Here is a 14,209-nt window from a genome sequence, read left to right as displayed (position 1 = left end):
CCATCATCTTTAGTGAGTTAATTATACAATAAACGTGATCTCATCTCAACGCATTTGAGTTTGTTTTATTCTTTTCATTTTCTTTTGCCTCTGACGCATCGAAATTCTTAGAGAATAAAAAGACCTGGCCGCTTGGACCAGGTCTGTGAACAAATAAAGCTTGAATTCGATTTATTCGCAATCCTCAAACTGCGAGTTATACAGCGAAGCGTAGAAGCCGTTGTCGGCCATCAACGAATCATGTGTGCCTGCTTCGACGATGTCGCCCTCCTTCATGACCAGAATCAGGTCGGCGTCGCGGATCGTCGACAGACGGTGCGCGATGATAAAGCTCGTGCGGCCTTTCATCAATGTTTCCATGCCCTTCTGAATCAGGACTTCCGTGCGCGTATCGACAGAGGACGTCGCTTCGTCCAGAATCAGAATCTTCGGATCCGCCAGGAACGCCCGTGCGATTGTCAGCAGCTGTTTCTGACCCTGGGAGATATTTCCGGAATCACCGTCGATCATCGTCTGGTAGCCATGGTCCAGCGTGCGGATGAAGTGATCCACATGCGCTGCCTTCGCCGCCGTGATGACTTCCTGATCCGTCGCATCCAGCCGTCCATAGCGCAGATTCTCCATGACCGTGCCGTTAAACAGCCACGCGTCCTGAAGCACCATACCGAACAATGAGCGCAGATCGGATCGCTTGTAATTCTTGATATCCTGGCCATCGACATAAATCGTACCGCTGTTAAGCTCGTAGAACCGCATTAACAGCTTGACGATCGTCGTCTTGCCCGCGCCGGTCGGCCCGACAATGGCGACGCGCTTGCCGGCATTGATGAACATCGAGAAATCATTGATGATGATCTTATCCGGATTGTAGCCGAAATGGACGTTTTCAAACGTGACCTGTCCCTGGATCAGAGATTTGCCATGACGATCACGAACGGGCGCAGGATTGGTAGTTTCAGCAATTTCTTCTTCTTCGTTTAAGAATTCAAAGACCCGCTCGGCGGCAGCCGCGGTCGACTGCAGGACGTTCATCGACTGAGACAGCTGGTTGATCGGCTGATTGAAGTTGCGCACATACTGGATGAACGCCTGGATATCGCCGATTTCAATCGCACCCTTGATCGTCAGCCAGCCGCCTAAAATACAGACACCGACATAACCGAGGTTGCCGATCAGCGTCGTTAACGGCTGCATCATACCGCTTAAGAACTGGGATTTCCATGCGGAATCATACAACCGCTGGTTGTTCTCACTGAATTCCGCGATCGAACGTTCCTCGCCGTTGAAGGCTTTCATCACGATATGACCGGAATACATTTCTTCAATGTGGCCGTTAACCGCACCCAGCGCTTCCTGCTGACGGGCGAAGAACCGCTGTGAACGCTTGACGATCTGCATGACCAGAATCGCTGAAAGCGGCAGAACGCAGAAGGCCATCAACGTCATTTCCCAGCTGATCGACAACATCACAATCGTGTAGCCGATCAATTGGACAATCGCGGTGATGATCTGCGCCAGCGACTGGTTCAGCGTCTGCGACACCGTATCCACGTCGTTGGTCGCCCGCGAGAGGAGATCGCCGTGCGAATGGGTGTCAAAGTATTTAAACGGCAGCCGGTCGATTTTCTCAGCCAGTGCTTTGCGCAGGTTATAGGAAACCTTCTGTGCGACGCCGGCCATCAGCCAGTTCTGGAAATAATGGAACAGTGCCGATAAGCCGTACAGACATAACAGGAAAATCAGAATTTCCGCGATCCGGCCGAAATTAATGCTTCCGGTGCCCATCGCTTTCGCACTCAGTCCGGCGGCCAGCTCCGTCGTGGCTTTGCCTAAAATTTTCGGACCGACGACCGTCATCACCGTTGCGACAGCCGCAAACAGAATTCCAAAAAGCATCGAGAGGGAATACGGCTTAATGTAGCGCAGCAGCTGCTTCATTGTCCCGTTGAAATCTTTGGCCTTTTCGCCGGCGCCGCGCATTCCGTGGCCGCGTCCCATTGGGCCGCGCATCATCGGTTTCGGATTATGCTTCGTGTTCGTCATGACCCAATTCCTCCTTTGACAGCTGCGAATACGCAATTTCCTGGTAGACCTCACAGGTTTTCATCAGTTGTTCGTGCGTGCCGATGCCGGCGATCCGGCCCTTATCGAGCACGACGATCTGATCGGCATGCATAATTGACGAAATTCGCTGAGCGACCAACAGCACTGTGCTGCCGGTCCGCTGACACAGCTCGTTGAGGGCTTTGCGCAGCGCCGCGTCCGTCTTGAAGTCCAGCGCGGAGAACGAATCGTCGAAAATATAGATTTCCGGATTACGGACTAAAGCGCGGGCGATCGACAAACGCTGCTTCTGACCGCCGGACACATTGGTACCGCCCTGAGCGATCGGCGTGTCATAGCCTTCCGGCTTGGAGTCGATGAACTCGCTCGCCTGGGCAATTTCCGCCGCCTGTTTAAGCTGATGCCAGTCCGCGTCCGCTTCGGCATAGCGCAGGTTGGATTCGATGGTACCGGAGAACAGCACGCCCTTCTGCGGCACATAACCGATTCTGTGACGCAGCTCCTGCTGGCTGACTTCGCGGATATCCACGCCGTCCACCTCAATCGAACCGGCTGTGACGTCGAAGAACCGCGGCACCAGGTTCACGATTGTGGATTTGCCGGAACCTGTCGAGCCGATAAAGGCTGTCGTCTGTCCCGGACGGGCCAGGAAGGAAATGTTTTCAATGACGTTTTCTTCCGCGCCCGGATAACGGAAGGCCACGTCTTTAAATTCAACATAGCCATGCTGCTGAGGATCGAACGCCTTCGGCTGCTTCGGATCGGTAATCGAAAGCTCGCAGTTGAGCACTTCCATGACACGCTTGATCGAAACGGCCGCCCGCGGCAACATGATCGAAACCATCGTGATCATTAAGAAGGCCATGATGATCTGCATGCTGTACTGGATAAACGCCATCATATTGCCGACCTGCAGCGTCCCCATGTCGATCTGATGACCGCCGACCCAGACGATCAGGATGCCGACGCAGTTCATCACCAGCATCATCATCGGCATTAACACCCCCAGCGTACGCTGAACAAACAGATTGGTTTTCGTCATATCGTCATTGACCTGATCAAATTTCTTTTCTTCATGTGCCTGGGTATTGAACGCCCGGATAACCGGCAGACCGTCCAGGAATTCGCGCAGCACGGAGTTCATCTTATCCAGCAGCTTCTGGATGATGGAGAACTTCGGCATCACGACCGCGAACGCCACGCCCATGATCGCCATGATGACCACGACGACTAACGCGATGATCCAGGTCATCGAGGCGTTGGTATTCAGTACCTTGATAATCGCCCCGACGCCGATAATCGGCGCGTACACGACGATCCGCATGAACATGACCAGCACCTGCTGGATCTGCTGAACATCGTTGGTCGTCCGGGTGATCAAGGTACCGGTGGAAAACTGGTTGAATTCCGCGGACGCGAAGTTCTCAACCTTGCTGAAAACCGCAAGCCGCAGGTTGCGGGAAACGCCGGCCGCGATCCGGGACGCTAAAAACGTCACCACAATCGCGCAGATCGTTCCAAACAGCGCGACGCCCAGCATCCGCAAGCCGCTGTTGAAAATATAGTTCAGCTGGATCGAATCTGTATTGATGCCGATCGCCTTATATTCCATTTTGACAAATTGAGCGGACGCTACCGACAGCGCATTCTCGCCGGCCACGTCCAGGTTGGCGTCGATTTTCGTGAGGATCTCGTCAAAGACCTCCTGCGGCAGCTGCGGCAACAGGGTTATCAGATCGACATCCTCCGGCAGATTCAAGGCCTTAAATTCCTCAGTTTCCTTTAACCCGGGAATACTGACCAGGATCATTTCAGCCTTCGCCAAGACTGAATTCAGCTGATCGCGCTGTTCATCTTCGAGCGGATTGAGAAAATAGACTGGCTCCTGTTCGACTAGCGGAGCTTGTTTTATTTGTTCCGCACTGGCCTGTCCGGCCTCTACCAGTGTATAGCTGGATAAAAACAGCCGCTGATCCTCATCGCTGAGGAACATCGACAGCTTCTCCGCCTCGCTTTGGCGGATCACTTCCGGAATGGCGCTGTGAATGCCGCCGGTCTGAATCCCCACGTCAACGATATCGGCCATGTAATCCGGCAGCGCCAGCTCACATTGCGCCTGGGCAAACAACAGCACAATCACTGCCGCGATCGACAGTGCAAAGGGCTTAAGATATTTCGTTAGCTTGACCATAAGTTACTCCTTTCCTAATTTTCTTTTGGGCAGCGGCCCGATAAATTCTGACAATATCCGATGGTTCGTTCCAGAATCCGGATTAACGCCAGACTATCGTCCTCGCCCAGATAACGGAAATACGCCGTCAGCTGATCGCAGAATTCTTGTTCCTTCTGCTGCATCAGAGCCCGGCCTTTTTCCGTGATCCGAATGTAGACGCTGCGCCGATCGCTGTCCAGGATCACCCGTTCAACCCATCCTTGTTGTTCAAAGGAGCGGATTCCCTGGGATACCGCAGCCGGACTGACATGGAAATGATCCTTGATCTGACTCATTTTGATCATTCCTTCCGGATTCAGATGAAGAATGCCATGCAAAATCATCATATCCCGGGAATTCATCGTCATCTTCTTACGCCCGCGAGGTTCGCTGCGCTGACGCATATCGTAAGCCAGCCGCATCATCTTCTGAGCGATTTCCTGTTCATTCACACCGGTCACCTCTTTCGTCTAAATAGTTAAGTAGCTTAATATTTAACTATGTGAACAGATTATACTCCACTCTCTATAAAATGCAATAGGCTTTTTCAAGTTTCCTACAAACTGTAAAAATTGTCGTTTTTGCTTATTTTTTCACATCACAAATGCGATTTCAGCTTCGGTTTCGTCCTCCGCCGAATGTTCCTGCGGGTGACGCCCGGAATGGTAAATCAACAAATCCGCACCGAATTTCCAATCGCTTTATGCGCAAAAGGCAGCCCGTGTCTTTGCAAAGAGTAATACAATTTCTTTTAGTCTTAAGGCTGCGTTTACTTTTTCAATTCACGCCCCACATTTTAGCCAACAAAAATAAAAAAAACACTTGCATATCGAAACGTTTTAGTGTAATATATAAAAGCAGTCGGAAAACGGCTGTTTAATATACATGCGGTAGTGGCGAAATCGGCAGACGCGCACGTTTCAGGGGCGTGTGGGTAAAACCATGTGGGTTCAAGTCCCACCTACCGCACCAGATAAAAACAAGAGCTGAACGCAAAAGGCGGGAAGCTTTTTTTGTGTTTCCGCTCTCTCTGATTTCCATTGGGAAACTGCCGAAGCGGGGCTAGAATCATGATTTCCTTATCGGTAATAATCACAAAAACTCCCCCACAAGGATTATAGGCGAAATCCGGTTTTAAACGACAGGGAATCCCCCCATGATTATAAAAACAAGGGAAAACTGCGTAACTTTAATTTCTCTGTTTCCCTTTTCATCATCCATACGGCTATGAAATAGCGGCGCTGAAGGTTTTCATATTCAGTCCGCAGAAAACGCCTAAAGTTCCTTCAGAAATTATTTTTACATCCAAATTATTTTCTGATATACTTTTTCCTCGTTCAGGTTCTCAATGAACCGACCTGAAATGAGGATGAATCCATATGAAGAAAAAAACTAAAATTTTAATATCAATCCTTGCCGTCATGACTGCCGCCTTGACCGCAGGCAGCTTCTGGGCCGGCAATTATCTGGTCGATTACGCGCTCTACCGCGCCGATCAAGCGCCGCAATCCGCCAACGACGGCAAAGCGCCGGTGAATGAAACCTACGGCAACGAGGAAGCCAACAAAGCCGAGGAACAGCGCCTGACCGACCTCTGGCTGGACACGGTCGTCCTGGAAAAGAAAGAAATTGTCAGCGAGGACGGATTGACACTGCGCGCGCTGCAATACACCGCGGATCCTGCATCCCATCGCTACGCTCTGGTCATTCACGGCTACACTTCCAACAAAGAGGCGATGCAGACGGAAGCCCGGCATTTTTCCGAGCTGGGCTACACGGTCATCACCCCGGATAACCGCGCGCATGGCGAAAGCGACGGATTGTATATCGGCATGGGCTGGCTGGACCGCAAGGATCTTTTACTCTGGATCGATCAGGTTGTAAATCAGGATCCGGACGCTGAAATTGTACTGTACGGCGTTTCGATGGGCGGCGCGACCGTGATGATGACCGCGGGAGAAGTCTTGCCTTCCAATGTTAAAGCGATCATTGAAGACTGCGGCTATACTTCGGTTTACGAAATGTTTAAGAATCAACTCGATTACCGCTTCGGTCTGCCGGAATTTCCGTTTCTCGCAACCGCGGATATTATGACCGGAATCCGGGCCGGCTATCATTTCAAAGAAGCGTCAGCCGTAAAACAGCTCGAAAAAGCAACCGTCCCGATGATGTTTATCCACGGAAGCAACGATACCTATGTGCCGACAAAGATGGTCTATCAGGTTTATGAAGCGTGTCCGACAGAGAAAGAACTGTTGGTCATCGAAGGCGCGGCTCATGCGGCCAGCGCCGACGTAGATCCTCAATTATACTGGGATTCCATTGCCGCTTTCCTGGGCAGGTTTTTGGCATAATAAAATCCACGTTCAGTCTTAGGTTAAGCGAGAATCTAAATGAAGCAGGCACTACAAAGTTCAAAAACTTTTGTACTGCCTGCTTTTTTGATTACTCAAGAGCGCGGAAAGCAAAATTCCTGCTTTCGTATTTTACTGAAATAATCCTGTTGTCAATTAAACAGACTCCAGACTTCGCCGCTATGATTTGATACGGGTCCTCGCATTTCAATCGTCCCGAGAAAAGTATAAACGAAAAAATCAGAACAAGAATTAAATTCAAATTTGTGATTTCGTAAACCGCCTTAACTGCATATCCATATCCTGCCCCCCAAACATCACACGGATAATCGTAACCACCGCTTTCTTACTATCTGGAATATAAAATACACAGTAATTGTCAACTGGCATGATTCGCAGTCCTCTTCTATGCCAGGGTTCTTTTTCATATTCACGGAACCTCTTTGGCATCTGATTAAGTCCCAAAATACTTGTTTCCAATCGTTCAAGCTGACTGCTGGCATTTTCCGGTGACTGCAGCTCAAAAGCGATATACTCGTAAATTCCTCGAAGATCCGCATCCGCCTGGTCTGAAATTTCAACTTCATAAATCATACATGATAATCCCCGCGAATGTCCGCAAATGCTTTCTTAGCCGATTTCGTACGGCCGGCTTTCATGTCAGCATATCCTTTTTCCAACTCTGCGTTCATCTCTTTTTCAGACAAAACGCTCATATCCAGCGTTTTCCCCGATGGAATTTTCACCTCAAACGGAAGTCCTCGATGAAGAATAATCTGCTTGTAAAACATATTAATTGCATTGGAAGCCGGGATGCCCAACGCGGAAAGAATGCTCTCTGCTTGTTCCTTAACCTCCGGTTCAATTCTTGCATATAAATTTGCTGATTTTGCTGCCATAAATTATCGCCCCTTTCAAAGGTTTTCTTCTATTCTAATTATGCGCAATTGTCAGCACAAAAGCAATACATAGTGATAGCTTTAGATAAGTTTTATCAAAATAAGATATCCAATTTCCTGATAAATCCGCAGCGGATATAAATTTGACATGTCTTTCCCCTCCCATTCTTACCGGCCATTTCTGCCGGCATTTTCCCTGTAAACATGAATACGCAATTTCGTTTAATTAATCATATCAAAATTATTACAAATCAGGCAACAATGCGGTTATTTATTATTTTACAGAATCTGGATAACGTTGATTCAGGAACAAAAAAACTCGGCTCCGAAATCCACATCGTGTCCCGAAAACCAAGCTTAAATTACAAGAACAAATTCTCTCCATTTAATAAAACTGCTGAAACTGCCGCTGACGATCAGCCGCCTGCCGCAGCCCTTTGACAATCTCCTCAAAGGACCGGTCATCGACATGGAAGTCAAACCGCAGCCGGACTCGTTCCCGCAGCGTTTCGATCTCCGGTTCCTCTCCCGATTGAAGCTGCGCACCCAGATATTCGATCACTTCGTTCATCTGTTTCTCGCTCGGCATCCACTGCGCCTGCTTCAGGCAGAAGTCCTTTTCACTCTCCGCAATCTCAAAACCGGCCTTGCAGCGTGAACAAGCAATGCCCCAATGCTTCCCCCAGCGGACCACCGGCACAAAGAACACCGACACCTGCCGCGCTTGTTCTACTAGGTAAAAATGACTCAATTTTCCGCACTGAGGACAGACTCTGACCCCCAGATACGCTTTTTTACGATGGCCTGAACCGGCGCCGATCATGATGAACATGGCGTCCCTCCTTATAAATCATAAAATATCCAGCCCTACTGATGACGATGCTGCTTCTGCCAGGCCTCGATCTGTTCCATCCGTTCCTGGATCCGGCCTTCCCGGCCCTGCCTTGTCGGAACATAGTATTTCCGATCCAGTAAGGCATCCGGCAGACATTGCAGCGTCGTTAGCTTTTCCTCGGTATCGTGAGCGTACTGATACCCCTCGCCATAGTGCAGTTCCTTCATCAACGACGTCGGCGCGTTGCGGATCGCTAACGGCACCGGCTCGGCCAGATGCTCCAGCGCATCCTTCTTCGCCGCTTCATACGCCATATACAAAGCATTGGACTTCGGCGAAAGCGCCATGTAAACGACGGCCTGCGTCAGATTGACGCTGCACTCCGGCATCCCGTTGAAATGACACGCCTGATAAGCCGCCACCGCAACCTCCATCGCCCGGCTGTCCGCCATGCCGATATCCTCGCTCGCAAACCGCACGACCCGCCGCGCGATATACAGCGGATCCTCGCCCGCTTCCAGCATCCGCGCCAGCCAGTACACCGACGCCTGGACGTCGCTGTTGCGCATCGACTTGTGCAGCGCCGAGATTAAATTGTAATGTTCCTCACCTTTTTTATCATACAACAACGATTTGCGGTTGATGCACTGTTCCAGATGCTCCTTCGTCACCACGATATTCTCTCCGTTCTTATCGCCGTTGAGCACCACCATTTCCAACGTATTCAAAGCCGTGCGGGCGTCGCCGTTGGCAAAATTCGCAATCATCCACAATAAATCATCATTCAGTTCCACATGATAATTGCCGAACCCCCGCGGATCCTGTAAAGCCCGCGCCAACAGCTCCGTCAGATCTTCCGTCGCCAGCGCCTGCAGCACAAACACCTTGCACCGCGAAAGCAGAGCGGCGTTGATCTCAAAGGAAGGATTCTCTGTCGTCGCGCCGATCAGAATAATGCTGCCCTTTTCCACAAACGGCAGAAATGCGTCCTGCTGCGCTTTATTAAAACGATGGATTTCATCGACGAATAAAATCGTCTTCTCGCCCATCTGCCGGTTTAGCTCAGCTTTATTCATGACCTCTTTGATTTCCTTGATTCCGCTGGTCACCGCGCTGAAATCCACAAAATGCGACTGCGTGCGCTCCGCGATGATCCGCGCCAGCGTCGTCTTCCCCACGCCCGGCGGGCCCCAGAAAATCATCGAGGACACCTGATCCTGCTCGATCAGCTGCCGCAGGATTTTTCCCTCGCCTAAAAGATGTTTCTGACCCGCGACTTCCTCCAGCGTCTTCGGCCGCAGCCGGCTCGCCAGCGGACTGTTCAGATCGCGATCGTCAAACAAGGATTTCTGTTCCAAGATCATCGCCTCCTGCGCTTATTATACAACATTTTCATGCATTGCCCACGCCTGAGTTTGAATTTTATTCAACTTCCCGGCAGATTATGAAACAATCTGGTCTTTTCCCTGCCGCTTCCCCTGATACATCCGCTGATCCGCCAGCTTCACCAGGCTTTCGAAATCCGGTCCGATCACTCCGGATGTCAGACCGAAGGTCATCGTAATCCGGATCTGATATCCATCGTAGGAAAACGGATAGCTGCGGATTTTTTCCGCGATCCCGGTTAACACCGCCTGGGCCTCACGTTCCGGCTGTTCCGTCATGATGATCAAAAACTCCTCGCCGCCCCAGCGGCAAACCTGAGTACCCGCTGTTTCCTGCATCAGCCGGGCCGCCGTGGCCAGCACATAATCGCCGCAGATATGTCCATAGGTATCGTTGATCCGTTTAAAATCATCCAGATCGCCCAGCGCGATCATCGCCGGTTTGCCCTGCAGCGGCTCAAGCTGTTCCTTCAAGCCGTAGCGGGTCAGCACACCGGTCAGACTGTCCGTGGAAGCGGCTTCCTGCAGAATCTCATTTTTCCGCATCAGCCGGCCTTGAGCTAACGCCGAGGAAACATTGAAAATTGTTGAGGAAACAAGAATAATCGTAAAACTGGCCGCCGCGTTAAACAAATAGACGGCGTTTGCCAGACACACGGAAATGGCCGGCGTCATTCCTTCTTGATCCCAGGCTATCTTCAAAAACACAAATACGCCGATTTCCAGTGCTGAAAACATATAAGGAATCCAACTGCACCGGTACGGCCGGATATAAATCAACGACGCCAGCGCGATCAGCAGCAGCGAAAGACCCGCATCCCACCCCAGCGCCAACGTTCCCACTATGACGAAAACACAGACCTCCAGATGGATCAGAGTCACCACGATCCGGTAGCGCCCATAGAAAGCCAGCACAAGCATCGCCATATAAAACACGGTGCTGCCGACATTGTAGTACACCATCCCGCTCATTCCCAGCCCGCCGAACAAAGCAACATACAGCACATGTATAAGCATACCTAAAAGGATGATCTGCCGATAGACGCGCCGCACCGCGCCTTGATTGACAAGTTTATTTTTTGTCATTGCCAGTCTCCTTTCCTGCCGGTTTTGCCCGCGGTCTTTTGTTTTCTTCATTATAACAGAAATCTTTCAACCTGAACTCAGACCGTGAGTCAGCCTGCCTTTATCCTCTGTTTTTTACTAAAATCTTGGGAGACCTCAGCGGCTGGGAATTCTTCTTGAAATATTAATACTAAAAAAGCCGACAGTCAAAAGAAGAACTTGCTTCTGTCAGCTTCTTCACATCCGCAATTTTACGCCTATCCCGGGTCAGGCAAAAACTCCTGCCCGATCCTGACTTTCCCTTACTGATCGCAGCGGGTCAAGACCGAGATCACCTGATAGCCGTGATCGCTCAGCAGCTTTTTCATCACTTCCGGAGCGACGCCGCGGGCCCGGATGACGACATCGGTCTGTGCGTCTTTGCGATAAACCGCCAGATTGGTAATCTGGGCTGTTTCATCAAAAAACAAACCGGTCAGATCCGCCAGCACGCCGGGTTTGTCTTCCGTAATTTGAATCACATACCGGCTGCCTTCCTCATAATAGCCCAACAGATCGATAAAGGCCTCGAAGATATCATTCTGCGTGATGATGCCGACAACCTTGCGGCCTTCGGTCACAACCAGACAGCCGATATCATGCTGACGCATTAAGACAGCGGCCTCTTCCAAAAGCGCGTCGGGGTGAATCGTCACGACGTCTTTGATCATGACGGATTCGACGGTGCTTTTCGCCAAGAGGTAATTCAATTCATAGACCGACAGGCTGGTCGCCTTGCTTGGGGTGTTCTCCGCGATGGTGCCTTCCGTAACCAGACCGACTAATTCCTGGCCGTCAACGACCGGGATGCGGTGAAAATCCCGCTCTGCCATCAGATCCAGAGCCGCGCTGATCGAGGTATCCTTACGAATGCAGTAGGGATTGGCTGTCATACGATCTTTCACCAACATAATGTTATCCTCCTAAATAGGCTTTCTTAATATCTTCGCTGGCGGCTAATTCTGCGCCCGTGCCGCTCAGCACGACGCTGCCGGTTTCCAGCACATACGCCCGGTCGGCGATGCCCAGCGCCATCTTGGCGTTTTGTTCGACCAATAAAACCGTTGTTCCCTGAGCGTTGATATCCTGGATAATCGAAAATATTTCCTTGACCAGCAGCGGGGAGAGGCCCATGCTCGGCTCGTCCAGAAGTAAAAGCTTCGGTTTGGCCATCAGGGCCCGGCCCATCGCCAACATCTGCTGCTCGCCGCCTGACAGTGTGCCGGCCAGCTGTTTTTTGCGTTCCGCCAACCGCGGGAAGCGCTGATAAACGCTTTGCAGGTCAGCTTCAATTCCGGCTTTATCCTTGCGCAGATACGCTCCCATCCAGAGGTTTTCCGCAACGCTCATGTCGGGAAAAATCCGCCGGCCCTCCGGCACCTGCGTAATGCCTGCCTTGACGATATCGCGGGCATTTTTCTTCATTATGGACTGGCCGAGAAATTCAATCTCGCCGCCGCTTTTTTTCAGCAGTCCGCTGATCGCGTGAAGCAGCGTTGTCTTGCCCGCGCCGTTCGCGCCGATCAAGGCTACGATTTCCTTTTCCTTCACTTCCAGGGAAACACCCTTTAAAGCTTGAATTACGCCGTAATGAACGCTTAAATCCGTAATTTTCAGCATCTTAATCCTCCCCCAGATACGCTTCGATAACACGGCGGTTGTTTTTGATCGCTTCCGGTGTCCCGTGAGCGATACACTTGCCGTAATCCAGTACGTAAATCCGTTCGCAGATCTTCATGACCAGCGACATATCATGTTCGATCAGCACGACCGTTAAATTGAATTGTTCTTTGATCTGATGGATCAGCTCTGTCAGTTCCGTGGTTTCCTGCGGATTCATGCCCGCGGCGGGTTCGTCGAGGAACAGAATCTTCGGCTTCGCCGCCAGCGCCCGGGCAATTTCCAGCTTACGCTGCTGCCCATACGGAAGATTCTTCGCCAGCGTCGTCTGTTTCTCCGCCAGCCCGACGACCTCCAGCAGTTTCACCGCTTCTTCCAGCACGCGTTGTTCCTCGCGGTAATACGAAGGCAGCCGCAGAATCGCTGCCAGAGTCGAATAGCTCACTGATTTGTTCATGGCCAGCTTGACGTTGTCCAGCACGGTCATGTTTTTAAACAGCCGGATATTCTGAAACGTCCGCGCCAGGCCTAAGCCGGTGATCACATACGGCTTTAATCCGCCGATGCTTTTCATCGTCCCGTCGACATTCAGTTCGATTTTTCCCTCGCTGGGATCATAAACTCCGGTCAGCAGGTTGAACAGCGTCGTCTTACCCGCACCGTTAGGCCCGATCAGTCCGATCAGCTCGCGCTCCCCGATTTCCAGATTGACGTTGGACACCGCGGCCAGACCGCCGAAGTTTTTCGTCAGACCGCTGACTTTTAAGACCGTCATCCGCGCGCCTCCTTTCGTTTCCCAAACCGCTCAAACAGGTTGGAGAACGTAAATTCCTTTGTGCCTAACAAACCGCTTGGGCGGAAGATCATGATGCCGACCAGCATTAAGCCGTACAGGATCATCCGGATATCGGAGAACTGCTGCAGAACGGTGTTCAGCACGCCGATCACACCGGCCGCGATAAACGAACCGGTAAAGCTGCCCATACCGCCGAAGACGACGAGCACAAGAATATCGATCGACTTGTTGAAAGTGAACATCTCCGGTTTAATGACGTAAAACGCACCGGCATACAGCGCACCGGCCACGCTGGCGATCATCGCGCCCAAGACAAACGCCATGATTTTATACTTCGTCGTATTGATGCCCATCGCTTCCGCCGCAATTTCATCCTCGCGCACTGAAATACACGCGCGGCCCTGGGCGGACCGGCAGAAGTTCAGGATGATGATCGTGCAGATCACGACCGCCGCAAAGATGACCTGCCAGCCGATCAATTTCGGCAGGATCAGTCCCGCCGCACCGTTGGTAATTTTCATATTTAAGATAATGATGCGAATGATTTCGCCGAAGCCCAGCGTTGCGATCGCCAGATAATCCCCGCGCAGGCGCAGCGTCGGAATCGCGACGATTAACGCCACCGCCCCGCTGATCACAATGCCGATCAGCATGCCGAGCAGAATCCCGCCCAGACTGGCCGAGAATTGCTTGACCGCAACACCGGCGCAGTACGCGCCGATGATCATAAATCCGGCATGACCGAGCGAGAACTGGCCGGTAACGCCGATGATCAGATTCAGACTGATCGCCAGAATGATATTGATGCCGATCGTCATCAGTACGGTCAGGTAAACGTTATTGATCACTCCGGCGCTGATTAACAGCGAGATTAAGCCGTAGCTGCCCGCAATCAGAACGAGCCAGCAGGCATTCTTTTTATTCAACAGGTTCTTCATGC

The 14,209-nt window shown here is 51.3% G+C and carries 13 protein-coding genes and 1 tRNA gene; 2 read left to right on the top strand and 12 right to left on the bottom strand.

Features of this window, described 5'->3' with window-relative positions:
* Window positions 1–171: 171 nt before the first annotated feature.
* Genes DWY25_RS12300 through DWY25_RS12290 form a run of 3 tightly spaced genes read right to left on the bottom strand, consistent with a single transcriptional unit; the run spans window position 172 to window position 4,728 of the window.
* Window positions 172–2,043: an ABC transporter ATP-binding protein gene (locus DWY25_RS12300; protein WP_181981813.1), complete on the bottom strand. Its 1,872-nt coding sequence runs from the start codon at window positions 2,041–2,043 to the stop codon at window positions 172–174.
* Complete coding sequence (locus DWY25_RS12295; protein ID WP_117895467.1) at window positions 2,024–4,255, bottom strand: ABC transporter ATP-binding protein; 2,232 nt, start codon at window positions 4,253–4,255, stop codon at window positions 2,024–2,026. The genes DWY25_RS12300 and DWY25_RS12295 overlap by 20 nt, the downstream gene beginning before the upstream one ends.
* A gap of 14 nt (window positions 4,256–4,269) precedes the next feature.
* Entirely contained in the window at window positions 4,270–4,728 is a 459-nt protein-coding gene (locus DWY25_RS12290) for a MarR family winged helix-turn-helix transcriptional regulator (RefSeq protein ID WP_117895466.1), read from the bottom strand.
* Between the two features lie 435 nt (window positions 4,729–5,163).
* Between DWY25_RS12290 and DWY25_RS12285 the strand changes: the two genes are divergently transcribed.
* Window positions 5,164–5,248: transfer RNA gene (locus DWY25_RS12285), tRNA-Leu, on the top strand.
* Window positions 5,249–5,655: 407 nt separating this feature from the next.
* A complete protein-coding gene (locus DWY25_RS12280) occupies window positions 5,656–6,630 on the top strand; it encodes an alpha/beta hydrolase (protein ID WP_117895465.1) in 975 nt (324 codons plus the stop codon).
* A 258-nt stretch (window positions 6,631–6,888) separates the two neighbouring features.
* Here DWY25_RS12280 and DWY25_RS12275 read toward each other — a convergent pair whose 3' ends face one another.
* The 9 genes from DWY25_RS12275 to DWY25_RS12235 form a co-directional block, all read right to left on the bottom strand.
* Window positions 6,889–7,224: a type II toxin-antitoxin system RelE/ParE family toxin gene (locus DWY25_RS12275; RefSeq protein ID WP_117895464.1), complete on the bottom strand. Its 336-nt coding sequence runs from the start codon at window positions 7,222–7,224 to the stop codon at window positions 6,889–6,891.
* A complete protein-coding gene (locus DWY25_RS12270) occupies window positions 7,221–7,529 on the bottom strand; it encodes a type II toxin-antitoxin system RelB/DinJ family antitoxin (protein WP_117895463.1) in 309 nt (102 codons plus the stop codon). Before DWY25_RS12270 ends, DWY25_RS12275 begins: the two co-directional genes overlap by 4 nt.
* Window positions 7,530–7,914: 385 nt before the next feature.
* Entirely contained in the window at window positions 7,915–8,361 is a 447-nt protein-coding gene (locus DWY25_RS12265; protein WP_117895462.1) for a zinc-ribbon domain-containing protein, read from the bottom strand.
* Window positions 8,362–8,396: 35 nt separating this feature from the next.
* Entirely contained in the window at window positions 8,397–9,728 is a 1,332-nt protein-coding gene (locus tag DWY25_RS12260; protein ID WP_181981812.1) for a replication-associated recombination protein A, read from the bottom strand.
* 78 nt (window positions 9,729–9,806) lie between these two features.
* Window positions 9,807–10,835, bottom strand: coding sequence for a GGDEF domain-containing protein (locus DWY25_RS12255; RefSeq protein WP_181981811.1), 1,029 nt, complete (start codon window positions 10,833–10,835; stop codon window positions 9,807–9,809).
* A gap of 281 nt (window positions 10,836–11,116) precedes the next feature.
* A complete protein-coding gene (locus DWY25_RS12250) occupies window positions 11,117–11,764 on the bottom strand; it encodes a CBS and ACT domain-containing protein (RefSeq protein WP_117895460.1) in 648 nt (215 codons plus the stop codon).
* Between the two features lie 4 nt (window positions 11,765–11,768).
* The gene (locus DWY25_RS12245; RefSeq protein WP_006059414.1) at window positions 11,769–12,473 is read right to left on the bottom strand and encodes an ABC transporter ATP-binding protein; all 705 of its coding nucleotides are present in this window, start codon (window positions 12,471–12,473) and stop codon (window positions 11,769–11,771) included.
* 1 nt (window position 12,474) lies between these two features.
* Entirely contained in the window at window positions 12,475–13,248 is a 774-nt protein-coding gene (locus tag DWY25_RS12240; protein ID WP_117895459.1) for an ABC transporter ATP-binding protein, read from the bottom strand.
* Window positions 13,245–14,207, bottom strand: coding sequence for a branched-chain amino acid ABC transporter permease (locus DWY25_RS12235; protein WP_117895458.1), 963 nt, complete (start codon window positions 14,205–14,207; stop codon window positions 13,245–13,247). Before DWY25_RS12235 ends, DWY25_RS12240 begins: the two co-directional genes overlap by 4 nt.
* Between the last annotated feature and the right edge of the window lie 2 nt (window positions 14,208–14,209).

It is taken from the genome of Holdemania filiformis (genome assembly GCF_003459085.1).
Taxonomy (GTDB): domain Bacteria; phylum Bacillota_I; class Bacilli_A; order Erysipelotrichales; family Erysipelotrichaceae; genus Holdemania; species Holdemania filiformis.
Note: the sequence above shows the minus strand (reverse complement) of the source record. Positions and strands in the feature narration are given on the sequence as shown.

Excerpts from the sequence above, each read along its gene's own strand:
- DWY25_RS12300 (WP_181981813.1), bottom strand. The coding sequence starts at position 2,043 with ATGACGAACACGAAGCATAATCCGAAACCGATGATGCGCGGCCCAATG.
- DWY25_RS12295 (WP_117895467.1), bottom strand. The coding sequence starts at position 4,255 with ATGGTCAAGCTAACGAAATATCTTAAGCCCTTTGCACTGTCGATCGCG.
- DWY25_RS12280 (WP_117895465.1), top strand. The coding sequence starts at position 5,656 with ATGAAGAAAAAAACTAAAATTTTAATATCAATCCTTGCCGTCATGACT.
- DWY25_RS12275 (WP_117895464.1), bottom strand. The coding sequence starts at position 7,224 with ATGATTTATGAAGTTGAAATTTCAGACCAGGCGGATGCGGATCTTCGA.
- DWY25_RS12270 (WP_117895463.1), bottom strand. The coding sequence starts at position 7,529 with ATGGCAGCAAAATCAGCAAATTTATATGCAAGAATTGAACCGGAGGTT.
- DWY25_RS12265 (WP_117895462.1), bottom strand. The coding sequence starts at position 8,361 with ATGTTCATCATGATCGGCGCCGGTTCAGGCCATCGTAAAAAAGCGTAT.
- DWY25_RS12260 (WP_181981812.1), bottom strand. The coding sequence starts at position 9,728 with ATGATCTTGGAACAGAAATCCTTGTTTGACGATCGCGATCTGAACAGT.
- DWY25_RS12255 (WP_181981811.1), bottom strand. The coding sequence starts at position 10,835 with ATGACAAAAAATAAACTTGTCAATCAAGGCGCGGTGCGGCGCGTCTAT.
- DWY25_RS12250 (WP_117895460.1), bottom strand. The coding sequence starts at position 11,764 with ATGTTGGTGAAAGATCGTATGACAGCCAATCCCTACTGCATTCGTAAG.
- DWY25_RS12245 (WP_006059414.1), bottom strand. The coding sequence starts at position 12,473 with ATGCTGAAAATTACGGATTTAAGCGTTCATTACGGCGTAATTCAAGCT.
- DWY25_RS12240 (WP_117895459.1), bottom strand. The coding sequence starts at position 13,248 with ATGACGGTCTTAAAAGTCAGCGGTCTGACGAAAAACTTCGGCGGTCTG.
- DWY25_RS12235 (WP_117895458.1), bottom strand. The coding sequence starts at position 14,207 with ATGAAGAACCTGTTGAATAAAAAGAATGCCTGCTGGCTCGTTCTGATT.